This is a genomic window from Bradyrhizobium sp. BR2003 (genome assembly GCF_009720285.1).
Lineage (GTDB): Bacteria > Pseudomonadota > Alphaproteobacteria > Rhizobiales > Xanthobacteraceae > Bradyrhizobium > Bradyrhizobium elkanii.
Window position 1 is genome coordinate 56431 of record NZ_SMYJ01000030.1, and the last position, 23672, is coordinate 80102.

A 23672-nucleotide genomic window follows, 5' to 3' on the forward strand; every position below is an offset into this window, starting at 1 on the left:
GAGGTGAGGAGGGGTTAACCAGGCTTTTTAAGGGGGAACGGACATCGCTCGGCTAGGCTCTCACCCATCGACCGGGAACATAATCCCGGCGGGGAGACAGAGCTTTGAGGCGTCAAACACCAACAAGCGGAATCAATTCCGCCGGGTCGAGCTGCGCATTGCGGCTCGACCCTCTTTCCCTTCCGCTCAGCTTCCACGCGCAGGATGCGCGCGCGGATGGCGGCATGCGGCAGGTCGAGCTTCATCGCGAACATGTCGTGTTGCGCCGTGCCGTTCTCGGCATGCGGATGGCGGTCAATGTTCGCGTCAGCGACTTTCTCGGCGTCGCGCTGCGCGGGATCGACGACGCGCAGATGCTGGTGCTGGTTCATCGCGATCCCGCGCTCAGCATTCCGCTCGGCTCCAGTTCGGATGCCGAGGAGATCAGCTCCGCCTGGCAGATGTGGAGCGACATCTTCCGTCTCCCGCAACTGACCGAGCCGGCACCGCGGACGCCCTCCCCGCGCCGCCGTCGCCGCAACGCGATCCGCGCGCGGAGGCCGAAATTCCTGGTCCGCCGCCGCGCGGGCTTCCGGCTCCACGGCACCAGCGTGCATCGCGGCGAACGCGAGATCATCGCACGGGATTGAGTTCGGCGTTTCTTCGCACACAGCTTGCCTCACAACGGCTGTCGTCCTGCGAAAGCAGGGACCCATACGCCGCGGCGGATATTGTGAGCGGGACTCGTCGTTCCGGCATCGTCAACCAATCACCATTTGTGGTTATGGGTCCCTGCTTCGCAGGGACGACGATGAGGATGGGTTTCGATTTATCGTCTCACATCACGCGGTGTCATCACCCGCGCATCGCGTGATCCGGTATTCCAGAGGCGCCGGTGCTTGAGCCGAGAGGCCGCGGCGTACTGGATGCATTGTCGCAGCCGTCACGCCGCGCGCAGCACCGCGTCGACGACCAGGCTCGCGAACAGGATGAAGCCGGCGTCGCGGTTGGACTTGAAGATGCGCAGGCAGAGCGCGCCATCGCTGATGTCGAGCCGACGGACCTGCCAGGCGAGATGCACCGCGAACGCCGCTAGCCCAATCCAGGCCGGCCAGCGCGACCCCGCGAGTGCGAACGCCACGCCGATCAGGACCACGGCGAGACCATAGAAGATCACCAGCGCACGATGGGTGCGGGCACCGAACAGGCGCGCGGTGGATTTGACGCCGATCAGCGCATCATCCTCGGCGTCCTGATGGGCGTAGATGGTGTCGTAGGCGATCACCCAGGCGATCGATCCGGCGTAGAGCGCAATCGCGGCCAGATCGATGCGCGCGAGCGTCACCGCAAATCCCATCAGCGCGCCGTAGGAGAAGGCGAGGCCGAGCACGACCTGCGGCCACCAGGTGATCCGCTTCATGAACGGGTAGATCGCGACAATCAGAAGCGAGGCGATGCCGGTCATGACCGCGAAACGGTTGAACTGCAGCAGCACGAGAAGCCCGATCAGCGCCTGCAGGACCATGAAGACCACCGCCTGCGTCACCGTGACCTGCCCGGCGGGGATCGGCCGCGACCGCGTGCGTTCGACCTTGGCGTCGAGATCGCGATCGGTGATGTCGTTCCAGGTGCAGCCGGCACCGCGCATCACGAAGGCGCCGACGAAGAACAGCAGGACCACAAGCGGCAGCGAGCGCACGTCATGCGCGACGCCGGCGGCAAGCGCCGCCGACCACCAGCACGGCATCAACAGCAGCCAGGAGCCGATCGGCCGGTCGTAGCGCGCAAGCCGCAGATAGGGCCGCGTCCAGACCGGCGCATGGGTATCCACCCAGTTGCCTGTGGAATCGGCAACGCGGGTGGAGACATCGCTCATGGGTGATCCATCAACGGGTGAGGACGTTGCCGTTCAACGTATCGAAGGTGCTGCCGCCCTTCTTGGTCGGCGTCGCTTCCGGCAGCGAGGCGGACGAGCCGAGCACGTCGCTCAAGGTCGGCCCGGCAGGCCCACGCGGCTGCGCCGCCGCCTGCTCCGCGACATTGCAGACCTTCTTCAGCAGCGCTTCGGTATTCTTGTGTCCGGCCTTGAGCTGGTCGGCGATCTGCGGCGGAATTCCGCACTTCTGCGCGTTGGTGTCGACATATTTGATCATCTTGATCTCGGCCTGGCTGTAATTGCCGATCAGCTTGCAGGCCTCCTGGGGGCTGGCGTGGCGATCGCTCGCCGCCTTGATCGCCTTGCCGCGCTTCTCCGCATCCTCACGCAGCGGAGTGAAATTCTTCATGCAGGCGTCGGCGGCACCACCACCCGCACCCGGCGGCGGCGGCGATGACAGCCCGCCACCGGCGATGGGGGCCGCGCCATTGCTCGGAAATGCCGACGGCGTGGCACCGACCCTGGCGGCCGGCGCGCCGTTGACCGGCGGGAATGCGGAATCCGAGGCGGTACCGGCCTGGCTCGGACGCATGCCATTGACCGGCGGAAACGCCGGGTCGGACGCGGTGCCGACCTTACCGGCCTGATTGGGCAACGGGGCCGGAAAGGCGCTCTGCGCGGCGGCTTGCCCCAGGGACAGGGCGGTCGCGGCAACGGTCAGCACGATCAGTCGGCGGATCATCGAGGGTGTTTCTCCGGCAAAAGGTCCAGGCAACCCCAGCGCAACAAAAACGAAGCAACGAATTTTGGGGGCGTTTTACGATTCCTGTGAGGCCTTAACAACCCGTGGATTTGGGCGACAGCGCGGCGTAGGGCCACACCGGCCACATTAAATTGTTCCCCGATTCTAAGCCTTTAGGCTACGAACGGAGGTAAAACCGGACCATCAAATTTGCCTGAACGCGATTTTCGGCAAGGCCTCGGTTTGGATTAACGGCCCGATGCCGCGCACGGGCGACCGAAAAACAAAAGGGGCTGCGTGCAAGCGGCCCCTTGGACTAAAGAAATGACTTGGTGACAGAAGCAATATATCGACGCTTCCTTACTACCCGGCCGGCGAGTTCCTGACGAGTCCGCGGGACTACGGTGTCGCATGGTTTGGTAAACTTGCCACACCGCAATGAAGCCGCCTCGGATATGCCTGAACACGATTTCCGCAGCCCCCGCCTGTTTGTCGATGCTCCGCTCGGCGCCGGCGCCACCGTTCCGCTCGAACGCGACCAGAGCAACTATCTCGGCAACGTGCTGCGGCTTAACGCCGGCGACAGCGTGCTGGTGTTCAACGGCCGCGACGGCGAATGGCGCGCGGAGATTTCCGGCCGCAAGCGGGCCGACATGCTGACGGTATCAGCACAGACCCGCGCGCAGGATCGCCTGCCCGATGTCGCTTGCGTGTTCGCGCCGCTGAAGCATGCGCGGCTCGATTACATGGTGCAGAAAGCCGTCGAGATGGGCGCCGCACGGCTCGTGCCGGTGCTGACACGCTTCACCCAGGTGTCGCGGGTCAATAGCGAGCGGATGCGCGCCAATGTGGTCGAGGCGGCCGAGCAATGCGGCATCATCTCGCTCGCCGAGGTCGCCGATCCCGTCCCCCTCGAACGCTTCCTGGCGGGGCGCGATCCGGCGCGGCTGCTGGTGTTCTGCGACGAGGCCGCCGAGGTCGCCAATCCGATCCAGGCGCTGCAAACCGCACAGGCCGCGAACACCGGCATCGATGTCCTGATCGGCCCGGAAGGCGGCTTCGCCGAAGAGGAGCGCACGCTGCTGCTGCGCCAGCCCGCCATCCTCCGCCTCGCGCTCGGCCCGCGCATCCTGCGCGCCGACACCGCCGCAGTCGCCGCGCTGGCGCTGGTGCAAGCCGCACTGGGGGACTGGCGCGCATAGCCCGGATCAAGCGCAGCGCAATCCGGGAAACCTTTTCGACGGCGCGAGACGCCCCGGATTTCGCTGCGCTCCACCCGGGCTACGCCACCGATTGTGAGGAACATCTTTCCCTAGCCAAGGCGTCGCAAAATCGTTAACGAACCCAATCATTAAGCCACTTGGCCGATCCCTGTCGAAAGCACGGGCCGACCGTGCTAAGGGCTCCGCAAACACCACCCATGGAACCCGCTCCGGAACGCGATTTCGGAGCGAATTGGACGTCCAGATGACCGAAGCTGCCGCACCACGATCCGCCGCCGGATCCGCCGTCTGGGCGGATGCGCTGCTGGCCTCGTTCGCGCAGGCCGGCTATCAGAGGTCCGAGCCCGCGATCCTGCAGCCGGCCGAGCCGTTCCTCGACCTCTCCGGCGAGGACATCCGCAAGAGCCTGTACCTGACGACGGACCCGAGCGGCGAGGAGCTCTGCCTGCGCCCGGACCTCACGATCCCGGTGGCGCGCGATTACCTCGCCTCGCCGCGCGCCGGCCAGCCCGCCGGCTTCAGCTATCTCGGTCCGGTGTTCCGTTATCGCGGCGGTGCGCCGAGCCAGTTCCTGCAGGCCGGCATCGAATCGTTCGGGCGGCAGGACCGCGCCGCGGCCGATGCCGAGATGCTGGCGCTGGCGCTGGAGGCGACCACGGCGTTCGGGTTGAAGGACGTCGAGATCCGCACCGGCGACGTCGCGCTGTTCAACGCGCTGATCGATGCGCTCGACCTCTATCCGGTGTGGCGGCGCCGGCTGATCAAGGACTTCAACCGCAAGGTCTCGCTGACCGACGACATCGAGCAGCTGACGCTCAAGACCGCGCCGGGCCGCCACGAATATGAGGGCGTGCTCGCTGCGCTGGCCGGCTCCGACCGCAAGGCGGCGCTGGCGCTGGTCACCGATCTGATGTCGATCGCCGGCACCACCAATGTCGGCGGCCGCACGGTGGCCGAGATCGCCGATCGTTTCCTCGAGCAATCGACGCTGAAGGGCGGCGCGCTGCCGCGCGACGCGGTCGCGACCATCAAGCGCTTCCTGGCGATCGCGGGCGATCCCGACGACGCGGTCGCGCAATTGCGCGCGCTGGCCTCCGACGCCAAGCTGAACCTTGCCGCCGCGATCGACCAGCTCGAGAGCCGGATCGGCTTCATGGCCGCGCGCGGCATCGACATCCGCAAGACCCGGTTCTCCACCGCGTTCGGCCGCGGCCTCGACTACTACACCGGCTTCGAGTTCGAGCTGCACGCCAAGGGCAACGGCGCCGAGCCGCTGGTCGCCGGCGGGCGCTATGACGGGCTGATGACGCAGCTCGGCTCGGCGAGCCCGATCCCCGCGGTCGGCTTCTCGGTCTGGATCGAGGCGATGACCCGGCATGGCCAGGCCACCTCCTTCGGAGGCGCCCAATGAGCATGCCCTTCGTCGTCGCCGTTCCCTCCAAGGGGCGGCTGCAGGAAAACGCCGAGGGCTTCTTCGCCCGCGCCGGGCTGACCTTGTCGAAAGCCGGCGGCGCCCGCGACTATCGCGGCACCATCGCCGGCGTCGACAATGTCGAGATCGCCTATCTCTCGGCGAGCGAGATCGCGGCCAATCTGGCCCGCGGCTCGGTGCATCTCGGCGTCACCGGCGAGGACCTGGTGCGCGAGAGCATTCCCGATGCCGACAAGCGCGTGCTGATGATCGAAGGCCTCGGCTTCGGCTATGCCAATGTCGTGGTCGCGGTGCCGCAGGCCTGGATCGACGTCCGCACCATGGCCGATCTCGACGACGTCGCAAGCGGCTTCCGCGAGCAGCACAATCACCGCATGCGGGTGGCGACCAAATACATCAATCTGACGCGCGGCTTCTTTGCCAAACATGGCGTCGGCGACTATCGCATCGTCGAAAGCGCCGGCGCCACCGAGGGCGCGCCCGCGGCCGGCACCGCCGAGCTGATCGTCGACATCACGACGACAGGGGCGACACTCGCCGCCAACGGGCTCAAGGTGCTCGACGACGGCGTCATGCTGCGCAGCCAGGCCAACCTCGTTGCGTCGCGGGATGCCGACTGGTCGACCGGCGCCCGCGAAACCGCGCGCGTCATCCTCGACCACATCGCGGCGCGCGCCCGCGCCAGCAAGTATCGCGAGGTCCGCACCCGTTTCGCCGGCTGCAACGATGCGTTGCTCTCCGAGGCGCACAACCGTTTCGGCGTGGTCGCCCCGTTCGGCGGCCCGACCTCGTCGGGCATGCTTACGCTGCACTGCCCACCGGGCAAGCTCTACGCACTCGGCAGCTTCCTGCGCGAGCACGGCGCCGAAACCGTGTCGGTGGTGTCGCTGGACTATGTGTTCGACCGCGAGAACCCGCTGTTCGCCAGGCTTGAGGCGTTCCTGCGACAATGAGGCGGCCTCGCCGTTCATGTTGGCGACAGCTGCCCTGCGGTACCATATTGTGTTCAAGGGATCTCTCGTTTTGACGCGTTTTCCTTGCGCGAGGCGGAAGGCCGCTTCGCTCGAAAACGCTCTAGTTCTGGAACCTGACCGATGATGCTGGGCTCTGACGTTTCCAGCCTGACCACGACCGCCAAGACCGCCGCCGGGCAGGGTCTGTCGATCGTCGTGCCCGTCTACAACGAGGCGGCCGGGCTTGCGGCGCTGCATGAGCGGCTGATCAACCTCGCCAGGACGCTGCGCGCCCGCTACGGCCTCGCCTGCGAGGTGGTCTATGTCGATGACGGCAGCGCGGACAACACGCTGACGATCGCGCGCGGCCTGCCCGCCGACGGGCTCGACCTGCAGGTGGTGTCGCTGTCGCGCAATTTCGGCAAGGAGGCAGCGCTGATGGCCGGCCTCGACCACGCCCGCCGCGGCGCGGTGCTGTTCATGGACGGCGACGGCCAGCATCCGCCGACGCTCGTCGAGCAACTGGTCGCGCACTGGATCGATGACGGCTACGACGTGGTCTACACGGCGAAGGCGCATCGCGACAATGAATCGGCCGCGCGGCGGCTGGCCGTGCGCGGCTTCTACGCGCTGATCAACTGGGGCGCCCGGCAGCAGATCCCGGAGGATGCCGGCGACTTTCGCCTGCTGTCGCCGCGCGCGGCCGCGGCCCTGCGGCAATTGCCGGAGCGCAACCGCTTCTTCAAGGGCCTCGCCAGCTGGATCGGCTTCCGGCAGATCCGCGTCGACTACGAGCCGGCGCCGCGCGCGCATGGCGTCACCACCTTCAATGCCGGCCGGCTGATCGGCCTGTCGATCGAGGGCCTGACCTCGTTCTCGGTGGCGCCGCTGCGCTTTGCCAGCCTGCTCGGCGCGCTGCTCGCCGGCGCGGCGTTCCTGTTCGGCCTCTCGATTCTCTGGGAAGTGCTGACGACCGGCAAGCAGGTTCCCGGCTATCCGTCGCTGATGATCGGCATGATGACGATCGGCGGCGTGCAGCTGATCATGATCGGCATCGTCGGCGAATATATCGGCAAGATCCTCTCCGAGCTGAAGGCGCGGCCGATCTACTTCGTCGCCGAGCACACCGAGAAGCACGCCGACGGCGGCGCGGCGCAAAACGCCTCCGAGCGGACCGCCGCGGAATGAACACCGATACGCCGCGCCGGATCTGGCTGTGTGCTGACGATTATGGCTTGAGCGACGGCGTCAACCGCGCGATCCGCGATCTGATCGAGCGCGGCCGCCTCAATGCGACGTCGGTGATGATGGTGACGCCGGCGATCGGCCGCGATGCGGCCAGCGCGCTCACGGCGTCGGTGGCGAACAGCCCGCGCTGCGCGATCGGGCTGCATGTGACGCTGACCGCGCCGTTCCGTCCGCTGACGATGCATTTCCGCCCGCTCGACGGCGACATGTTCCTGCCCTTCCCGCGGCTGCTGCGCGCCGGGCTGATGCACCGGCTCGACGCCGAACTGGTCCATGCCGAGGTGCTGGCGCAGCTCGACGCCTTCCATGATCTGTTCGGCCGCGCACCCGACTTCGTCGACGGTCATCAGCACGCGCAGCTGTTCCCGCAGGTGCGCGACGGCTTCCTGCGCGCCGTGAAGGAGCGCGCGCCCGATGCCTGGGTGCGGCAGTGCGGTCGCGAAGGCCCGCTGGCGCGCCAGCTGGCGGCGCCGAAGGCGCTGGTGCTGAACGTGCTCAGCACGCAATTCCGGATCAAGGCCCAGCGGTCGGGCCTGCGCTTCAACCCGGCCTTCGCCGGCGCCTATGATTTCACGCGCGGCAATGATTTCGCGGCGCTGATGCAGGGCTTCCTCGACGGCCTACCGGAGGACGGGCTCGTGATGTGCCATCCCGGTTTCGTCGACGAAACGCTGAAGAGCCTCGATCCGCTGACGACGCAGCGCGAGATCGAGCATGCCTATCTGGCAGGCGACGATTTCCCCGCGCTGCTGGCCCTGAATAAAGTTACACTCAAATAAAGTTACATCGGCCTGACAAGGTTCATCCGGTCGTATTGTCGCATACATAAATTTAATTCTGGCCCCCACTCCTTGCGCCACAAACCCCGTCCTACATCTCGGACGCGCCGATTCGATCGGCGCGATGGAGAACGCCATGACACCGCAAGAACGCCAACTGATCGACGATCTCTTCGACCGGCTCGCCAAGCTGGAGAATGCCCCGCGCGACGGCGAGGCCATGTCCGCGATCGTGCAGGGCCTGCGCAGCGCGCCGAATGCGGTCTACGCGCTGGTGCAGACCGCGCTGGTCCAGGACGAGGCGCTGAAGCGCGCCCATGACCGGATCCAGGAACTCGAGGCTGCGGTCGGCCAGCAGCAGGGAGCCCAGCAGCAGGGCGGCGGTTTCCTCGATTCGATGCGCGACGCGATCTTCGGCGGACAGGGCCAGCAGCATGGTTCGGTGCCGCCGGTGCGGGCGCCCGATATGGGCGGCCGCGATCCGGGCAACCGCCCGGTCTGGAACTCGGGCCAGGCGATGCAGCAGGCGGGCGGCGGCTATGGCCAGAACTACGGCCAGCCGCCACAGCAATACGGTCAGCCTTACGGCGGCCCGCAGCCGCCGGCGTTCGGCGGCGCGCCGGGTGGCGGAGGCGGCTCGTTCCTCGGCACGGCTGCCGCGGCCGCGGCCGGCGTGGTCGGCGGCGGACTGTTGCTCTCCAGCATCCGCGGCATGATGGGTGGCGGCAGCCACCAGTCGCTGGCCGATTCGGGCAGCCTTGGTGGCGGATCGCGTCCCTGGGGCGGCGATCAGTCGTCGAGCGACCTCGCGCGCGACGCCGGGGTCAACGACATCGGCTCCAACCGCGACAGCGGCTCGCGCGCCGGCGCGTTCGACCAGGCGCAGGCCGACCGGGACAGTGACGATGATCAAGACGCCGACGACTTCGACAATGACGACGACGGCTTCGATGGTGGCGGCGACGGCGACGACAGCAATTACGCGTAAGCGTGTCTTCTGAAAAACAAACGGCCGCTCGATCGAGCGGCCGTTTTATTTTGATCAATCCGGACTGCAATCTCACATCACGACGACCCTGGCCCCGACATTGACGCGGCCGTAGAGGTCGATGACGTCCTCGTTGCGCATCCGGATGCAGCCGGACGAGACGTTGGTGCCGATCGTCCAGGGCTCGTTGGAGCCGTGGATGCGGTAGAGCGAGGAGCCGAGATACATCGCGCGGGCGCCGAGCGGATTTTCCGGGCCGCCTTCCATGTGCCGCGGCAGGTCGGGACGGCGCGCCAGCATTTCCGGCGGCGGCGTCCAGGCCGGCCACTCCTTCTTGGCCGAGATCGTCTTCACGCCGGCCCAGGTGAAACCGGGCCGGCCGACGCCGATGCCGTAGCGCAGCGCGCGGCCGTCGCCCTGCACCAGATAGAGAAACTTGTTCGGCGTATCGACGACGATGGTGCCGGCGCTTTCCTTGCCGCTATAGTCGACCAGCTGCTTTTCGTATCTCGGATCGAACGGACGCTGCGCCGGATCGCCCGCGGCCTCCTCCTGCTGCCGGAGCATCTGCTGCTGCGGATCCATCGGCGGCAGCTGACGGTTGCCGTAATAGGCGGGCTGCTGCTGATACATCGGCTGCGGCGAATACCCCTGCGACGACGGCGCATCGCCGAACAGGAATTCGATGAAGCCGCCGCCCATGTTGGAGCGCTGCGGCTGCACATAGGCGGCGCGCATCGGCGGCTGCGGAGCGCCCTGATTGGCATAGATGACGGCGGGCCCGGTGGGCGCTGCCGCGTCGATCGCCATGGCGTGATGGGGAACGGCAATAAGAGAAGACGCGCCGGCGAGCAGCGCAAGCGTGGTTTTCCTGAACATCGACGTACTCTGTACTGGTTTCGTCGTGACGTGATGCGCGAGGGCGCCGACTTTGCGCCGTTGCACGTGGTCAATAAGCAATGAAAACCGCATCGGTTTGGTAAACGGATCGGCCGTTTCGATTCACCACGTCGGCAATGGAGCGCGGTTTTCCCTGACAGCGTTTATTTTGCGTGAACGGCGCGGCGACATGGTTAATCGCCGGTATCGCCGCGCTTGCGCGCGATCCGCGCAAACAGTTCCGGCGTGAACCTGACGTTAAATCCGCTCTGTCTAGAACGGAGTTCAGTGAAGGGGCGGGAATGAAAATCATGTCAGTGAAGCGCAAGCGTTTTCGTGTCGAGCAGGCGATGGGCGAGGTTGTGATGCCGGGGCCGGAGGTTTCCAGCGCTGCCGATCTCGGTCCGATGCATCGCGAGATCATGGCCGAGCTTCGCTCGATCCGCGCCCAGATGGCCGCAGCGCCGGCGCAGCGCAGCGGCGACAGCGTCGATGCCGCGGTCGCCCGCGAAGTCGCCGAGACCCACGCGCTGCTCGAGACCTACCGCGCGCAGGTCGAACAGTGCGAGAAGCTCAAGGTCGAGCTCGACCTGATCCACGACGCGATCAGCCGCACCAAGCGCGAGATCGCCGTGCTGCACGGCAAGAGCTTCAACGGCGAGGAGATGGCCAAGGTCAATGGCGAGCTCGGCGCCGTGGTCGGCGGCACCGAACAGGCCACCCAGCAGATCCTCGAGGCGGTGGAGGCGATCGACCAGGCCGCGACCGCGCTCGCGAACAACGTCACGCCCGACCAGCAGAAGCGGCTCAGCGAAGATATTCAGGAGCGCGTGGTCTCGATCTTCGAGGCCTGCAACTTCCAGGACCTCACCGGCCAGCGCATCAGCAAGGTGATGCAGACGATGAAGTTCATCGAACAGCACATCAACGAGATGATGAACATCTGGGGCGGCGTCGACGCCATCAAGTCGCACGTCCCGGCGATCGTCGACACCCGCGAGGGCGATGCCCGCCTGCTCAACGGCCCGAAGCTCGACGGCGACGCCGGCCACGCCTCGCAAGACGACATCGACGCGATGTTCAACTGAGCGATCGCATCGGCAGAATACAAAGCGCCGGCCGCGAAGGCCGGCGTTTTTGTTTGAGCCATGGCCTCACGCTCGCAGCGGGTCACCGGAGATGGACGCCTAAGTCGCAACCGCACATGCAGTTTGTGCCAATTGCGACAATTGCAAATTTACTGGCAGCTTTGGCATCGCTGACGCATACTGTGGGTGAGGGGAAATTCTCATGCGTATGCCGGGAGCCAACATTGGGTGCCGGTTGCATGGGACTTCCGGAGTAAATCCGGTCGTCCCCGCGCGGGGCTTGCACGTCCACTCATCACACCATCGCAGGTTCGCGGCCGCTCGCCGCGCGTATCCGACGAACGCAGACTGCCATCCCTCGCACGCTGCCGAAGCGCGAGGCCGCCTTTGTAGCTGTGACGATCAGCGGCGGGTTTCTTTCATTCGCACTGATCGCGTCCGCCTTGTTATCGGATCACTGATTGGGGGGGAGCCACCGGAGTACTCAACACTGGAGATTTGAACATGACGCAAGGAATTGTCAGGAATACTGCAATTGCGCTGTCGACTTTCGCTTGTGCGGCACTGTTCTCCATCACCTGGTCCGAGCAGGGCGGCATTTCGGCTTCGGTCGAAAGCGCCCAGGCGCGTGTGGGCCGGCCGCTGACGCCCGTGAGCGTCGCGGGCGTTGCGCGTCGCCAGACCCGGCGCGCCGCGTACGGATACGGCGCGGGGATCGCCGCTACGGCGGCGGTCGCTGCGGCTGCCGCTACTGCGCCGGCCTATTCCGGCTGGGGCACAAACGATTGGACCAATTCGTATGCCGCCCGGACGGATCCCTACTTTGGCCAGCCCTATTATCCGGCACGAGCCTACCAAAGGATCAGTCCGTATTACGGATATGCCGGATGGACGGACTACAAGGCAGCCAATGGTATCGGCTGCGAGCCCGGCACGATGACCAAGATGGCCGACGGCCGCATGTACGTCTGTCAGTGACGTCGGCACAACGGCATCTCTTGATGGGCGGCTCAACGAGCCGCCCTCTTTCATGATGAAGCAGATCGATCTCACGCGGCGACAAGTCGCGCCCGGCGTTGATTTACATCAACGTCACCTATCCCTTGCCCGCTGACGATAGCTTGCGCCGCATCGGAAGCGGCGCGATCAGCTTTTGGTTCGCCTGCGATGAGGAGGATCACCATGCATCGGACGAACATTCTTTCGATCAAGTCCGTAACGGCTGCGGGAATTGCGACCAGCCTCATATTGGGGTTTGCAGCTGTCGCTCTCACGCCAGCGCCGGCCAAGGCCGTGGTTTACTGCACGTATGTCGGTTACCCGCAGGGTTGCGTGGCGAGGGCGGGCGTCGTGCTCAGGCCTCGTCCAGTGGCGCGTGCCGCGGTCCGTCACAATGCGGGTGGCAATTTGAATGGCGGCGTCAATCGGGTTGGCGTGCGACGGTAAGACAGTTGTTTGCGGGTCACGACTTTTAAACGGGAGACGACCTCGCGGCCGCTGTCTTGTCGTGGGCCGATGCTTCGCATCAGCTATGGCGCGCCGGATGAAAGGGTGTCGCCGCACACGCGGATCGCGATAGGTCATTCGCGGAGAGAGACCCCTCACCCGGATTGCATCTGGCGATGCAATCCGACCTCTCCCACAGGGGGAGAGGTGCGCCGACTATGCGGCGCTATGTCGGCAGATGGCTCGAAGTCCCGCCGTTACGCCCTCGGGGCGCAGCGCACGTAGACCATGTTGCCGTAGCGGACCCCGGCGTCCTTGTCGACGAAGCGGGTGATCATGACGCGGCCGTCGAACGAGACGATCTCGCGGTCCTGCTCGCCGGGCGTCGGTCCTGGCGGGCCGATATAGTTCTTGCCGCTCGGGGAACCCTTCAGCCGCAGTTCCTGCGGGGTGGCCTGGTCGGCCAGATGCATGATGACGCCGCCGTTCTGGCCGGCGCCGATCACGTAAGGCTGCTTGCACTGGCCGCGCGCGGCGGCCTCGGTGCGGGCGCGGTCGGCGGGATTCTGGAACGAGGCGAGACCCCAGCGGCCGACGATCTCGTCGGCGCGAATGCTTGCGGGCATTTCGGGGGCTACGCCCGGCTCGGCCGGCGCCGGCTCAGGGTTCGACGACAACGACGGCAGGCTCATGCTGCCACAGGCCCCCAAGAGTGTCGTCAGCGCCGAAACAGCCGCGAACCGTGCGACCAATCGCGCGTTGAATGACCTGATCATATGCATCCCCCGACTATGTCCCGGCCGCACCCGTCCTGCAGCCAAGCGTAAAACTTAAGGCGGAGCAATGACGTCTGACAAAATTACGTCATCGCTACGATTTGGTTTCTGGTCCACCATCCTATATTGGCCTCACCAAGGCCTTAACCCGTTTGCTTGACAGAAACTGCGCCAAGCCATATTTCCCGGCCCACAATTAGCACTCTCGCACCACGATTGCTAAAAGCGCCGGGCATCCTGCCCAGCGCCGACCGAGCCGGCATCCAACGCCGGTCCCGATGAACCGGACCTGAAACCGAGCCTCCAAGAGGGAACGTCATGGCTAAATCCACCTTCCGCCCCCTGCACGACCGCGTCGTGGTCAAGCGTATCGATGCCGAGGAGAAGTCCAAGGGCGGCATCATCATTCCGGACTCGGCCAAGGAGAAGCCGTCCCAGGGCGAGATCGTCGCCGTCGGACCGGGTGGCCGCGACGAGGCGGGCAAGCTGATCCCGATCGACCTCAAGGTCGGCGACCGCGTGCTGTTCGGCAAATGGTCGGGCACCGAGGTCAAGCTCGACAACCAGGAACTCCTGATCATGAAGGAGTCCGACATCATGGGCGTGCTGGCGTAATCGCCACAACCAATTCGAGAGCGCCCACTCTCTCCGCCGTCATGCCCGGACTTGATCCGGGCATCGATCAATCTTCGCAAGATTCTCGCAAGGACGATGGATTGCCGGGTCATCTGCACGAAGACGCACTTCGTGCTTTCGCCCGGCAATGACGGGCGCAGATGCCGGGCGACCGCATCCAATCATTCCAGGAGTTCAAACTATGGCTGCCAAAGACGTAAAATTCGCCGGAGAGGCCCGCGACCGCATGCTGCGCGGTGTCGACGTGCTCGCCAACGCCGTAAAGGTGACGCTCGGCCCGAAAGGCCGCAACGTCGTCATCGAGAAGAGCTTCGGCGCTCCCCGCATCACCAAGGACGGCGTCACCGTCGCCAAGGAGATCGAGCTGGACGACAAGTTCGAGAACATGGGCGCGCAGATGCTGCGCGAGGTCGCTTCCAAGACCAACGACACCGCCGGTGACGGCACCACCACCGCGACCGTGCTGGCGCAGGCCATCGTGCGCGAGGGCGCCAAGTCGGTCGCCGCCGGCATGAACCCGATGGACCTGAAGCGCGGTATCGACACCGCGGTCGCGGCCGTGATCAAGGACATCGAGAAGCGCGCCAAGCCGGTCGCCTCCTCGTCCGAAGTCGCCCAGGTCGGCACCATCTCGGCCAATGGCGATGCCGCGATCGGCAAGATGATCGCGCAGGCGATGCAGAAGGTCGGCAACGAGGGCGTGATCACCGTCGAGGAGAACAAGTCGCTCGAGACCGAGGTCGATATCGTCGAGGGCATGAAGTTCGACCGCGGCTACCTCAGCCCCTACTTCATCACCAACGCCGAGAAGATGACCGCCGAGCTCGAGGATGCCTACATCCTGCTGCACGAGAAGAAGCTGTCCGGCCTGCAGTCCATGCTGCCGGTGCTGGAAGCCGTGGTGCAGTCGGGCCGTCCGCTCTTGATCCTCGCCGAGGACGTCGAGGGCGAGGCGCTGGCGACCCTGGTGGTCAACCGCCTGCGCGGCGGGCTCAAGGTCGCCGCCGTCAAGGCGCCGGGCTTCGGCGATCGCCGCAAGGCGATGCTGGAAGACATCGCGATCCTGACCGGCGGTCAGCTGATCTCCGACGACCTCGGCATGAAGCTCGAGAGCGTCACGATCAACATGCTCGGCCGCGCCGGCAAGATCGTGATCGACAAGGAGAACACCACGATCGTCAAGGGCGCCGGCAAGAAGAAGGACATCGACGCCCGCGTTGGCCAGATCAAGGCGCAGATCGAGGAGACCACCTCGGACTACGACCGTGAGAAGCTGCAGGAGCGCCTTGCCAAGCTCGCCGGCGGCGTTGCCGTCATCAAGGTCGGCGGCGCGACCGAGGTCGAGGTCAAGGAGAAGAAGGACCGTGTCGAGGACGCGCTGAACGCGACCCGCGCCGCGGTGCAGGAAGGCATCGTGCCGGGCGGCGGCGTCGCGCTGCTGCGCGCCAAGAAGGCGGTCGGCCGGCTCACCAACCCCAATGCCGACGTCCAGGCCGGCATCAACATCGTGCTCAAGGCGCTCGAAGCTCCGGTCCGCCAGATCTCCGAGAACGCCGGTGTCGAAGGCTCGATCGTGGTCGGCAAGATCCTCGAGAACAAGTCGGAGACCTTCGGCTTCGACGCCCAGACCGAGGACTATGTCGACATGGTCGACAAGGGCATCATCGACCCCGCCAAGGTGGTGCGCACCGCGCTGCAGGACGCCTCGTCGGTCGCCGGCCTCTTGGTAACCACCGAGGCCATGGTCGCCGAAGTGCCGAAGGATGCGGCGCCGGCGATGCCGGGCGGCGGCGGCATGGGTGGAATGGGCGGCATGGGCGGCTTCTGAGCCCCCTCCGCACATTCGCATCGAGATCGAAGGCCGCCTCCGGGCGGCCTTCTGTTTTGCAGTTTGATTACGATCGGGATGCAAGGATCATTTCATGTCCCGGGACGGCAAATCGCTGACGTCAACGCTCGCGCTGTTCTACGCGATCGGCGCGTTGCTCGCGGTCGGCGCCTATGCCCTGGACAGCATCAATGATCTTGCGATCGTCTTGACGTTCTGGCTCAAGCAAACGCTGACGTTCGTCGTCCTCGCCGCGGGCTATGGCCTCTATTACGTCATTTCCGGTTCTGCCGGTCATCGTCCAAAAGCGCCGCTGCGATTTCTGGACATATCGTTTCTGGCCGCTGCTGCCACGCTCGGTGTCGGCATGCTGGTGCACAGCTGAGCGTTTGACGCGACGGCCTGACAGTCCGTTACGCGACGCACGCGCCCGGGATCGCCACCTTCTGGAACAGATGCGGCGAAGCCACCGCCGAGGCCGGATAAGCCGAAAGCTTGGCCCTGAACTCGGGGTTCATGAACGCGGCGCGGAAGGCCGCAGTCGATTCCCACACCGCGTAGTTCAGATAGGCCGGGCTCTCGCCGATCGCGCGGTGCAGCTGGGTCGAGATGAAACCCGGCTGCCGCTTCATGATGGCGGCGTCGTCCTGCCAGGCTTTCAGGAAGGTGTCCTCGTCGGCCGCATCGAGCGTGAAGAGGTTGACGAGCACCACATTGGTGGCATCGACCGCGAGCTGGCGGTCGATCGGGAAAGCGGGATCCAGGGGGCGCATCTGCGGCATGGTTGGCTCGTTCGATATGGTGTTATGATGTCATTCCGTTATGATGGATACATATCGCAATTGACATTATGATGTCAATACGCTCATATGGTGACAAATGCCGAATGCAAAACGAACGGCGGCGGGCGAAGCCCTGAGCACGCTGATTCCGGACCTGTTCAGGCTCAACAGCCTGCTGTTCACGTCAGGCGACCGGCTGGTGGCCGGGGTCGGGCTGACCAGCGCGCGCTGGCAGATCCTCGGCGCCATCGTCGCCGCCGAGCGCCCGCAGCCGGTCGCGTGGCTGGCGCGCGACCTCAGTGCTGCCAGACAGAACGTGCAGCGGATCGTCAACGACCTAGAACGGGACGGGCTGGTGGTCTTTGAAGCCAACCCGCATCATCGCCGCGCCCAGCTCGTCGTGCTGACCGCCAAGGGGCGGCAAAGCTTCGACGCGGCCATACGCCTGCAGCTGCCCTGGGTGAACGGCCTCGCCGACGGGCTGTCGATGAAGGACCTCGAGACCGTGGGTCGCGTCGTGACGGTGCTGCGCGGTCGGCTGGAGAGCGGCGAGGAACCTGACAAGCGCACATGACCGCGATCGCGGCGCGAGGCCGCCGTTAGGCGGCCTTCTTTTTTGGCCAATGACATGGAGGTTTGCTAGTTACGATGGAACCGATTCTGCCCTTCGAGGACTTATCGTATGCGCGCGCTCCCGCTCCTGCTGCTCGGTCTTGCCGTCACCTCGGCGCCTGCTCTCGCCCAGATGAAGCTGCAATCGAAGGCGCCGCCCGCCAATGGCCCCGAGACGCGCTATTTCACCTCGATCGACGGCCTGATGGACGGCAATGCCGACGTCGTCCTGAAGGAAACCCGCCAGGGCAAGACCGTGACCGCGGCCGTGCTCGACGTCTGCTATCCCGCCGACAAGAGCTCCGACCGCAAGGACCGCTTCGTCGCCAACCTGACCGTCAGCGGCCAGACGCTTTCCGGGACCGCCCAGAGCGTCGCCGACAAGCAGCCGGTCACCGTCAAGCTGAACCGCAAGCAGACCGGCGACGGTTTTGAGTTCCGCGGCCAGATCACGATCGGCCAGACCGTGACCGAGGTCGCCTCGACGGACAATTCCGATCTCAGCGAGAAGGAATTCCAGGACAACCAGGCCACCGAGGACGGCATCACGCCGCAGCCGAAGGATTTCACCGACGTTTCGCCGGAATCGATCGGTGTGCGGGTGAAGCTCGATGCGGCGGCGGATTTCCTCAAGAGCCTGAAGGGCGAGGCCGTCGAGGTCGGCACCTCCAGCCTCGCGGTGACCTGCGATGCGATGCGCTCCGGCGAGCAGACCATCAACCTCACCGTCGACCCCGAGCACGCCGGCGCGCTGCTCGCCAAGGCAAAATCGGCGCCCGGCGTGACCGCGGCCGGCTGGACCAGCGGCGTCGTCGAGATGGACCGCACCATCCGTTTTGCCGCCGCCGACTGGCGCGACGGCGACAAGCTCAACCGTGACAAGCTGGCAACCGCGATCGCGGGCGTGCTGGCGAAGACGCTCGCCGCAAAGCCCGCCTCGGCGACGTGGAACGCGAACACCGGCAAGCTCAAGCTGGTGCTGAAGCGGCCCAGCACGGTTTACCCGGTACTCGGCCTCACCCAGAATTACGAGGTCACTGCCCTGGTCTCGCCCGACAAGCCCGGAAGCTCCGACCGGCTGATGCTGTGGGTCTCGAGCCCCACCGTCTCGACATCGGACGACAGCGCCGGCCCCAGGCTCAATCTGTCCGATGATTCCAGCAGCGACGAGGAAGGCAGCGAGACCAGGGACGACAACGGCGCGATCGATGCGCTGCTCAAGGAGTTCAAAGGCCAGCGCTGGGACGCCGACAAGTCGGTGTGGCGGTGATCCACCCGCTTCCGGATTGCTCGACGGAGTTCGGCAAGCAGCGCCAAACGTCATATCGACACAGCGGAATTTCTCCTGAAGTCTGACAAGACGTCCGATCTGGAATCGGGTGGCACGGCACACGTCTCAAATTGTCTAATGCGCGCATCGACACAGCGCCGGCCGCGATGCCGGCAACGCGCACATGGAGACGATCCGATGTCAGAGGAAAACAAGAACGTGGTCGGCCGCTGGTTCAAAGGCTTTTGGGGAAACCCGTGGGATCCGCGCATCATCGATGAGCTCGCGACCCCAGACATCGTCGTGCACTACCCGATGCACGAACCGAAAAAGGGCCGCGCTGCGGTGACGCAATTCATCACCGAGTTTCGTGAAGCGTTTCCGGATCTGAATTTCTGGGGCGTCGGCGATCTCATCGCGGAGGGCGATCTCGTCGTCGGCCGCTGGGAAGGTGGCGGTACGCACACTGGACCTGCCTTCAGCGACTTCCGCCTCGGCTCGCTGCCCGCGGGCTCCGGCCGCAAGATGACGTTCGCCGGCACAACCGTGCTGCGCGTGCGGGACGGACGGATCGCCGAGGAGCTCGGACAGGAGGATGCGCTGACCGCCATGCTGCAGCTCGGCCTCATTCGCTTGCCTGAACAGAATGGTTACGCCGGGTGAGCCGGCGTTTCATCGACGATCGCATCGCGGCTACCCGAACGCACATTCCATGCATTCGGGTAGCGCAAGCGATCGGCTCGGCAGCGCCGGCGCATGCTCTCCGCAGCGCTCTTCATCAGGCCGGAAAGATCAGGCACGTGGTCGTGCCATGCGCGAGCAATCGCCCTTTCTCGTCGGTGACCCTGCCTTCCGCGGTGCCGATGCGGCGACCGCAATTGAGCACTCGGCCCTCGGCCCGGATCGAACCGGTGTCCGGCGTGATCGACCGCAGCAGCGAGATCTTGAATTCCAGCGTGGTCTGACTCGTACCGGCATCGAGCGTCGACTGTACGGCCAGGCCCATGCAGCTGTCGAGCAGTGTCGCGGTGAGCCCGCCATGCACGGTGCCGGCCGGATTGAGATGCGCGTCCGTCGGCAGCAGCGTAACGACGACGCGACCGCGCTCGGCCTCGGTGACGTCATAGCCGAGCGTCCGCGCGATCGTGTTGAGCGGCAACGCGCCAGAGGCGAGCCCTTGCACGATCTCGAGGCCGCTCATCTTGAGTTTCTGTTCGGAGCTGACGGTGCCGTAGGTCTTGCCCATTGCAGATCTCCATCGAGGTTCATGGCATCGTGATGTTTGGCGGCGGCTTCCGTCGCAGCGAGGCGGGCGAGCGGCCGTAGAGTTTTGCGAATGCGGCGTTCATGCGACGCGCGCTGGAGAAGCCGGCGCGCTGCGCCACCAGACGGATCGGGAGATTGCTGCCGTCGATCAGGCGCTTGGCGCGCTGCACGCGCAGCGAGAGCGCGACCAGCAGCGGCGATGCATCGAGATGCTCGTCAAACAGACGCGACAGATGCCGTGCGCCGATGCCGAGCCGATCGGCCAGTGCAGCGACATTGCCGCGGTCGAGCGCGCCCGCTTCGATCAGCGCCAGCGCGCGCTCGACCGTGGTCCTGGTGCCCTTCCATGCCGGGCAGAACGGCGCCGCCTCGGGACGGCAGCGCAGGCAGGGCCGGAAGCCGGCACGCTCGGCCGACGCGGCACTGCCATAGAACCGCACGTTGCGGGCGAGCGGCGTGCGCGCCCGGCAGACCGGGCGGCAATACACGCCGGTGGTCTTGACCGCGACGAACACGATGCCGTCCCAGGCCGGGTCGCGGCGCTGAAAGGCAGCATATTGTGCGGCGAAATCGAGCATGCGACCGCTATAGCGCCGCCCGCGCGCCGCGACGACCCGCTTTGCGGAGACGACGTCCGGAATCGACCGGTGTGCGCGGAAGAAACCCGGGCGACTACGGGGCCTGCGACCAAAAGACTTCGTGCTGCCGCAGTTCGGTCACCGAAAATTAAGGCTCGATTTAGTTTCGAGGATCATGCTTCGCGCCATCGAACACAGGTCACGCCATGCAAGACCGCGAGCCGATCAGCGTTGCGAGCATCTGGCCGACAGATGTGCCGGAGGGTCATTCGCCGGCACAGACGGCGGACCTCTGGGATGTCACCGGCGAGAACCACGACGCCGCCCTGCTGCTGCGAGAGCCGTTTGCCGACCGCATCGGCACCGCGCTACTGGCGGCGACCGCGCTCGCCGCAAGCTTCGTGCTGGGATGGACCGGCGGGGCGAACTGGCACGACCTCGCGGCTCCCGCCCCGGTCCCGGTGGCCCAGAAGGAAGCGCCGGCCCCGCACATCGCGGAGGTGGCGCCGAGCCGAAAGAACGAGGGCCCGCGCCGGGCCGCGTCCAACGCCGACCCCGTCGCCACCGGCAGCATTCCGAGGACCACGCCGGCCAGCCCGCGCCCGCTCGCCTTGGGCGCCGCGCCGACGACATTGAATGCACAGGCCGCCGCATTGGGGCCGAAGCAGCCGCAGGCGACGGCGCCGGAGACGCGGCCGAGCACCATCCCGGGATGGTCGGTGGTCGAAGTCCGCGACGGCACCGCCGTGCTCGAGGGGCCCGAGGGCGTCAAGATGGCCGCGCGCGGCGACGTCGTCCCTGGCCTTGGACGGGTCGATTCCATCGTGCGCTGGGGCAACCGCTGGATCGTCGCCACCGCAAGCGGACTGATCGCAACGCCCTGAGCGTCTTGTCTTGACGCGTTTCGCGAACCGGCGTCCACTTCGCTCGAAAACGCTTCAGTTGCTGTTGATCACGAAACGCAGCGACTTGCTGCCGGTGAAGGTCACCTCGTCACCGTGCCGCCGCCAGCCCGTCATGTCGCCGAGCGCAGCCAGCAGATCCTTGTCCGCCTGCGCCCGCTCCGGCGTGCAGGTGCGGTTCTCCATCGCGCCGGGAACGAAGACGATGGTGTTGCCGGCCACCGAGAACTGGCCCTTGCCGCCGTCGCACCACAGCTCGAGGATCACCTCGCCATTGTCGCCGACCTCGATCGAGGGAATCCGCTTGGAGCCCGGCATGCGCGCGGCATCGAGCGTCATCACGAAGCCGAACGGGAACTCCTCCTGGGCCCGCGCCGGACCCGCACCGAGAGCCGCGGCAACCAGCGCCAACGCAGCGATGCCGCCGTTCAAACTTCGCCTCATCGAAATCATGCCAATCCTCGAAATGCGACGCGCAACTGCGCGCCCCTTCTATGGGAGCAGAACGCGATTGGCCAGATTGGCATCGCCGGAAAATGTGCTTGAAAAGCAAATCCCCGCGAGCCGTCCGGTCGCGGGGATTTGTGGTTCGACGGACGCGTCGTGGCGCTATTTCAGCACCAGCATCGTGAACGGATAGACATAGGCCTGCAGGGTCACGAACAGACCGACCAGGCACGCCAGCACGATCGAGTGCAGGAACACGTAGCGCAGGATCGAGCCCTCGTGGCCGTACCAGTTGGTCGCGGTCGAGGCGACCACGATCGATTGCGCGTCGATCATCTTGCCCATCACGCCGCCCGAGGAGTTCGCCGCCGCCATCAGGATCGGCGACAGGCCGAGCTGCTCGGAGGTGATCTTCTGCAGATTGCCGAACAGCACGTTCGACGCGGTATCCGATCCGGTCAGCGCCACGCCCAGCCAGCCGAGCAAGGTGCCGAAGAAGGGATAGAGCACGCCGGTCGCCGCGAAGGCGAGGCCGAGCGTGGCGTCGACGCCGGACAGCCGGGTCAGCGTGCCGATCGCCAGCATCGCCGAGATCGTGATCAGCGAGATCGCACAGATGCGGATGGTGCGGCCATACTCGGCGATCAGCTTGAGCGGCGAGAAGCCCATCAACAGACCCGAGATGATCGCGGCGATCAGCATGCCGGTGCCGGTGAACGACAGATAGGTGAAGCCGAACACGGCACCTTCCGGCGTCGGCTTGGCAGCCACCGGCGGCACCTTGAAGATCAGCTTGTCGAGCTCGGGGACCGGATAGTTCCAGACGAAGTTGGCGTTCGCCCAGGCCTTGAAGGCACCGTTGCCCCAGATCAGCATCAGGATGCAGACGATGATCCACGGCAGCAGCGCACTCCACATTTCGCCCTGGGTCAGCGGCGTCTTGTCGAGCGGCGGCGCGGCGGCCATCGTCGCCGCCGATTCATCGCGGCCGCGCAGCGCCGGCGACAGCCACAACTGCCGCGGCTGCCAGACCTTCAGGAACAGGATCAGCGCGCCCATCGAGATCAGCGAGGCGCCGATGTCGACGATCCAGGGGTTGATGTAGTTCGAGATCACGAATTGCGGGACCGCAAACGACACGCCGGTGACCAGGATCGCCGGCCACACCTCCTTCATGCCGCGCCAGCCGGCAAACGCCCACACCACCCAGAACGGCACGATCAGCGAGAACAGCGGCAGCTGCCGGCCGACCATCGCGCCGAGGATGTAGGGGTCGAGCCCGGTGACCGAGGCGAGGCCCTGGATCGGCGTGCCGAGCGCACCGTAGGCAACGGGTGCCGTGTTGGCGATCAGCGACAGGCCGGACGCGGCGAGCGGCGAGAAACCGAGCCCGATCAGCACCGCGCCGGTGATTGCGACCGGCGTGCCGAACCCGGACGCGCCCTCGAAGAAGGCGCCGAACGAGAACGCGATCAACAGCAGCTGCAACCGCCGGTCCTCGGTGACGCCGCCGACCGCGCGCTTGAGCAGCTCGAACTTCCCGCACCTCACCGTGACCTGGTAGAGGAAGATGACGTTGAGCACGATCCAGCCGATCGGGAAGAACCCGGTGATCACGCCGAGCAGCGTGGCGCGGATCGACATGTTGGCCGGCATGGTGAAGACGAAGATCGTGATCAGGTTGGTCACGATCACGGCGATGATGGCGGCAATGTGCGCCTTCACCTTGCCGCTGGCGATCAGGACCAGCAGCGTGACCACGGGAATGGCGGCCGCGACCGTCGACAGCGCCGCATTGCCCAGCGGGTTGTAGATTTGATTCCAGGTGTTCATCTCGGGATCCTTCCCACATTTTTATGCAGCGCGCCGGCCTGCACGCGGGGCAGGCGCGACTGGTGCGATTGCGGGAGTCCGTCGGAAAAGCTGCAGCCCCGGCCCGCGA

Annotated in this window: 26 protein-coding genes; 17 read left to right on the forward strand and 9 right to left on the reverse strand. The window is 65.8% G+C overall.

The features are described 5' to 3' along the window. Positions 1-104 precede the first annotated feature (104 nt). Positions 105-629, forward strand: a complete 525-nt coding sequence (locus E2I15_RS24635) for a DUF6101 family protein (protein ID WP_137482642.1) — start codon at positions 105-107, stop codon at positions 627-629. 293 nt (positions 630-922) lie between these two features. Here E2I15_RS24635 and ubiA read toward each other — a convergent pair whose 3' ends face one another. Both ubiA and E2I15_RS24645 read right to left on the reverse strand, forming a co-directional pair. Then, on the reverse strand, positions 923-1855 hold the full coding sequence (ubiA, locus tag E2I15_RS24640; RefSeq protein WP_137482641.1) for a 4-hydroxybenzoate octaprenyltransferase: 933 nt from the start codon (positions 1853-1855) through the stop codon (positions 923-925). A 10-nt stretch (positions 1856-1865) separates the two neighbouring features. After that, the gene (locus E2I15_RS24645) at positions 1866-2597 is read right to left on the reverse strand and encodes a hypothetical protein (protein ID WP_137482640.1); all 732 of its coding nucleotides are present in this window, start codon (positions 2595-2597) and stop codon (positions 1866-1868) included. Between the two features lie 455 nt (positions 2598-3052). On the opposite strand from E2I15_RS24645, the gene E2I15_RS24650 reads away from it, so the two are divergent. The 6 genes from E2I15_RS24650 (at position 3053) to E2I15_RS24675 (ending at position 9220) form a co-directional block, all read left to right on the forward strand. Further along, on the forward strand, positions 3053-3799 hold the full coding sequence (locus E2I15_RS24650; RefSeq protein WP_137482639.1) for a 16S rRNA (uracil(1498)-N(3))-methyltransferase: 747 nt from the start codon (positions 3053-3055) through the stop codon (positions 3797-3799). Between the two features lie 265 nt (positions 3800-4064). Further along, positions 4065-5231 carry an ATP phosphoribosyltransferase regulatory subunit gene (locus E2I15_RS24655; RefSeq protein WP_137482638.1) on the forward strand — a complete coding sequence of 389 codons (1167 nt, stop codon included), beginning with the start codon at positions 4065-4067 and terminating at the stop codon, positions 5229-5231. After that, the gene (gene hisG, locus E2I15_RS24660) at positions 5228-6205 is read left to right on the forward strand and encodes an ATP phosphoribosyltransferase (protein WP_137482637.1); all 978 of its coding nucleotides are present in this window, start codon (positions 5228-5230) and stop codon (positions 6203-6205) included. Before E2I15_RS24655 ends, hisG begins: the two co-directional genes overlap by 4 nt. Positions 6206-6346: 141 nt before the next feature. Next, entirely contained in the window at positions 6347-7393 is a 1047-nt protein-coding gene (locus E2I15_RS24665) for a glycosyltransferase family 2 protein (RefSeq protein WP_137482636.1), read from the forward strand. Then, on the forward strand, positions 7390-8232 hold the full coding sequence (locus E2I15_RS24670; RefSeq protein WP_137482635.1) for a ChbG/HpnK family deacetylase: 843 nt from the start codon (positions 7390-7392) through the stop codon (positions 8230-8232). Before E2I15_RS24665 ends, E2I15_RS24670 begins: the two co-directional genes overlap by 4 nt. Before the next feature lie 136 nt (positions 8233-8368). Continuing rightward, on the forward strand, positions 8369-9220 hold the full coding sequence (locus tag E2I15_RS24675) for a DUF2076 domain-containing protein (protein ID WP_170991734.1): 852 nt from the start codon (positions 8369-8371) through the stop codon (positions 9218-9220). A gap of 72 nt (positions 9221-9292) precedes the next feature. Here E2I15_RS24675 and E2I15_RS24680 read toward each other — a convergent pair whose 3' ends face one another. Next, the gene (locus E2I15_RS24680; RefSeq protein ID WP_137482633.1) at positions 9293-10099 is read right to left on the reverse strand and encodes a L,D-transpeptidase family protein; all 807 of its coding nucleotides are present in this window, start codon (positions 10097-10099) and stop codon (positions 9293-9295) included. A 311-nt stretch (positions 10100-10410) separates the two neighbouring features. Here E2I15_RS24680 and E2I15_RS24685 point away from each other — a divergent pair, with 311 nt between their 5' ends. The 3 genes from E2I15_RS24685 to E2I15_RS39345 all read left to right on the forward strand — a co-directional run bounded on the left by E2I15_RS24685 (position 10411) and on the right by E2I15_RS39345 (position 12633). Continuing rightward, on the forward strand, positions 10411-11187 hold the full coding sequence (locus E2I15_RS24685) for a protein phosphatase CheZ (RefSeq protein ID WP_137482632.1): 777 nt from the start codon (positions 10411-10413) through the stop codon (positions 11185-11187). 504 nt (positions 11188-11691) lie between these two features. Further along, a complete protein-coding gene (locus E2I15_RS39340) occupies positions 11692-12165 on the forward strand; it encodes a hypothetical protein (protein ID WP_246668334.1) in 474 nt (157 codons plus the stop codon). A 189-nt stretch (positions 12166-12354) separates the two neighbouring features. Continuing rightward, positions 12355-12633, forward strand: a complete 279-nt coding sequence (locus E2I15_RS39345) for a hypothetical protein (RefSeq protein WP_137482631.1) — start codon at positions 12355-12357, stop codon at positions 12631-12633. A gap of 257 nt (positions 12634-12890) precedes the next feature. On the opposite strand, the gene E2I15_RS24695 is transcribed toward E2I15_RS39345, so the two are convergent. Further along, on the reverse strand, positions 12891-13409 hold the full coding sequence (locus tag E2I15_RS24695; protein WP_026192247.1) for a hypothetical protein: 519 nt from the start codon (positions 13407-13409) through the stop codon (positions 12891-12893). A 318-nt stretch (positions 13410-13727) separates the two neighbouring features. On the opposite strand from E2I15_RS24695, the gene E2I15_RS24700 reads away from it, so the two are divergent. The 3 genes from E2I15_RS24700 to E2I15_RS24710 all read left to right on the forward strand — a co-directional run bounded on the left by E2I15_RS24700 (position 13728) and on the right by E2I15_RS24710 (position 16258). Then, complete coding sequence (locus tag E2I15_RS24700; RefSeq protein ID WP_018269780.1) at positions 13728-14024, forward strand: co-chaperone GroES; 297 nt, start codon at positions 13728-13730, stop codon at positions 14022-14024. A 202-nt stretch (positions 14025-14226) separates the two neighbouring features. Continuing rightward, the gene (gene groL, locus E2I15_RS24705) at positions 14227-15873 is read left to right on the forward strand and encodes a chaperonin GroEL (RefSeq protein WP_018269779.1); all 1647 of its coding nucleotides are present in this window, start codon (positions 14227-14229) and stop codon (positions 15871-15873) included. A 94-nt stretch (positions 15874-15967) separates the two neighbouring features. Further along, positions 15968-16258, forward strand: coding sequence for a hypothetical protein (locus E2I15_RS24710; protein ID WP_137482630.1), 291 nt, complete (start codon positions 15968-15970; stop codon positions 16256-16258). Between the two features lie 28 nt (positions 16259-16286). Here the strand turns inward: E2I15_RS24710 and E2I15_RS24715 are convergent, their stop codons facing one another. Next, the gene (locus E2I15_RS24715) at positions 16287-16655 is read right to left on the reverse strand and encodes an antibiotic biosynthesis monooxygenase family protein (RefSeq protein WP_137482629.1); all 369 of its coding nucleotides are present in this window, start codon (positions 16653-16655) and stop codon (positions 16287-16289) included. Positions 16656-16752: 97 nt separating this feature from the next. Between E2I15_RS24715 and E2I15_RS24720 the strand changes: the two genes are divergently transcribed. From E2I15_RS24720 to E2I15_RS24730, 3 genes are all read left to right on the forward strand, one after another. After that, the gene (locus E2I15_RS24720) at positions 16753-17229 is read left to right on the forward strand and encodes a MarR family winged helix-turn-helix transcriptional regulator (RefSeq protein WP_137482628.1); all 477 of its coding nucleotides are present in this window, start codon (positions 16753-16755) and stop codon (positions 17227-17229) included. 108 nt (positions 17230-17337) lie between these two features. Then, the gene (locus E2I15_RS24725) at positions 17338-18537 is read left to right on the forward strand and encodes a hypothetical protein (protein WP_137482627.1); all 1200 of its coding nucleotides are present in this window, start codon (positions 17338-17340) and stop codon (positions 18535-18537) included. Positions 18538-18756: 219 nt separating this feature from the next. After that, the gene (locus E2I15_RS24730) at positions 18757-19200 is read left to right on the forward strand and encodes an ester cyclase (RefSeq protein ID WP_338134496.1); all 444 of its coding nucleotides are present in this window, start codon (positions 18757-18759) and stop codon (positions 19198-19200) included. Between the two features lie 115 nt (positions 19201-19315). On the opposite strand, the gene E2I15_RS24735 is transcribed toward E2I15_RS24730, so the two are convergent. Together E2I15_RS24735 and E2I15_RS24740 are read right to left on the reverse strand one after the other, a co-directional pair. After that, positions 19316-19783, reverse strand: coding sequence for a PaaI family thioesterase (locus tag E2I15_RS24735; protein WP_137482625.1), 468 nt, complete (start codon positions 19781-19783; stop codon positions 19316-19318). Positions 19784-19802: 19 nt separating this feature from the next. Continuing rightward, positions 19803-20381, reverse strand: coding sequence for a bifunctional transcriptional activator/DNA repair enzyme AdaA (locus E2I15_RS24740; RefSeq protein ID WP_137482624.1), 579 nt, complete (start codon positions 20379-20381; stop codon positions 19803-19805). A gap of 206 nt (positions 20382-20587) precedes the next feature. Here E2I15_RS24740 and E2I15_RS24745 point away from each other — a divergent pair, with 206 nt between their 5' ends. Then, positions 20588-21265 (forward strand): hypothetical protein, encoded by a 678-nt coding sequence (locus tag E2I15_RS24745; RefSeq protein WP_137482623.1) that lies wholly within the window; start codon positions 20588-20590, stop codon positions 21263-21265. Positions 21266-21319: 54 nt separating this feature from the next. Here the strand turns inward: E2I15_RS24745 and E2I15_RS24750 are convergent, their stop codons facing one another. Both E2I15_RS24750 and E2I15_RS24755 read right to left on the reverse strand, forming a co-directional pair. Next, positions 21320-21736 carry an META domain-containing protein gene (locus E2I15_RS24750; RefSeq protein ID WP_170991733.1) on the reverse strand — a complete coding sequence of 139 codons (417 nt, stop codon included), beginning with the start codon at positions 21734-21736 and terminating at the stop codon, positions 21320-21322. Positions 21737-21892: 156 nt separating this feature from the next. Then, entirely contained in the window at positions 21893-23563 is a 1671-nt protein-coding gene (locus E2I15_RS24755) for an L-lactate permease (protein ID WP_038380167.1), read from the reverse strand. Positions 23564-23672 lie beyond the last annotated feature (109 nt).

Bases quoted from the DNA above. Each gene is read 5' to 3' on its own strand.
- ubiA (WP_137482641.1), bottom strand. From the start codon at position 1,855: ATGAGCGATGTCTCCACCCGCGTTGCCGATTCCACAGGCAACTGGGTG.
- E2I15_RS24645 (WP_137482640.1), bottom strand. From the start codon at position 2,597: ATGATCCGCCGACTGATCGTGCTGACCGTTGCCGCGACCGCCCTGTCC.
- E2I15_RS24650 (WP_137482639.1), top strand. From the start codon at position 3,053: ATGCCTGAACACGATTTCCGCAGCCCCCGCCTGTTTGTCGATGCTCCG.
- E2I15_RS24655 (WP_137482638.1), top strand. From the start codon at position 4,065: ATGACCGAAGCTGCCGCACCACGATCCGCCGCCGGATCCGCCGTCTGG.
- hisG (WP_137482637.1), top strand. From the start codon at position 5,228: ATGAGCATGCCCTTCGTCGTCGCCGTTCCCTCCAAGGGGCGGCTGCAG.
- E2I15_RS24665 (WP_137482636.1), top strand. From the start codon at position 6,347: ATGATGCTGGGCTCTGACGTTTCCAGCCTGACCACGACCGCCAAGACC.
- E2I15_RS24670 (WP_137482635.1), top strand. From the start codon at position 7,390: ATGAACACCGATACGCCGCGCCGGATCTGGCTGTGTGCTGACGATTAT.
- E2I15_RS24675 (WP_170991734.1), top strand. From the start codon at position 8,369: ATGACACCGCAAGAACGCCAACTGATCGACGATCTCTTCGACCGGCTC.
- E2I15_RS24680 (WP_137482633.1), bottom strand. From the start codon at position 10,099: ATGTTCAGGAAAACCACGCTTGCGCTGCTCGCCGGCGCGTCTTCTCTT.
- E2I15_RS24685 (WP_137482632.1), top strand. From the start codon at position 10,411: ATGTCAGTGAAGCGCAAGCGTTTTCGTGTCGAGCAGGCGATGGGCGAG.
- E2I15_RS39340 (WP_246668334.1), top strand. From the start codon at position 11,692: ATGACGCAAGGAATTGTCAGGAATACTGCAATTGCGCTGTCGACTTTC.
- E2I15_RS39345 (WP_137482631.1), top strand. From the start codon at position 12,355: ATGAGGAGGATCACCATGCATCGGACGAACATTCTTTCGATCAAGTCC.
- E2I15_RS24695 (WP_026192247.1), bottom strand. From the start codon at position 13,409: ATGATCAGGTCATTCAACGCGCGATTGGTCGCACGGTTCGCGGCTGTT.
- E2I15_RS24700 (WP_018269780.1), top strand. From the start codon at position 13,728: ATGGCTAAATCCACCTTCCGCCCCCTGCACGACCGCGTCGTGGTCAAG.
- groL (WP_018269779.1), top strand. From the start codon at position 14,227: ATGGCTGCCAAAGACGTAAAATTCGCCGGAGAGGCCCGCGACCGCATG.
- E2I15_RS24710 (WP_137482630.1), top strand. From the start codon at position 15,968: ATGTCCCGGGACGGCAAATCGCTGACGTCAACGCTCGCGCTGTTCTAC.
- E2I15_RS24715 (WP_137482629.1), bottom strand. From the start codon at position 16,655: ATGCCGCAGATGCGCCCCCTGGATCCCGCTTTCCCGATCGACCGCCAG.
- E2I15_RS24720 (WP_137482628.1), top strand. From the start codon at position 16,753: ATGCCGAATGCAAAACGAACGGCGGCGGGCGAAGCCCTGAGCACGCTG.
- E2I15_RS24725 (WP_137482627.1), top strand. From the start codon at position 17,338: ATGCGCGCGCTCCCGCTCCTGCTGCTCGGTCTTGCCGTCACCTCGGCG.
- E2I15_RS24735 (WP_137482625.1), bottom strand. From the start codon at position 19,783: ATGGGCAAGACCTACGGCACCGTCAGCTCCGAACAGAAACTCAAGATG.
- E2I15_RS24740 (WP_137482624.1), bottom strand. From the start codon at position 20,381: ATGCTCGATTTCGCCGCACAATATGCTGCCTTTCAGCGCCGCGACCCG.
- E2I15_RS24745 (WP_137482623.1), top strand. From the start codon at position 20,588: ATGCAAGACCGCGAGCCGATCAGCGTTGCGAGCATCTGGCCGACAGAT.
- E2I15_RS24750 (WP_170991733.1), bottom strand. From the start codon at position 21,736: ATGATTTCGATGAGGCGAAGTTTGAACGGCGGCATCGCTGCGTTGGCG.
- E2I15_RS24755 (WP_038380167.1), bottom strand. From the start codon at position 23,563: ATGAACACCTGGAATCAAATCTACAACCCGCTGGGCAATGCGGCGCTG.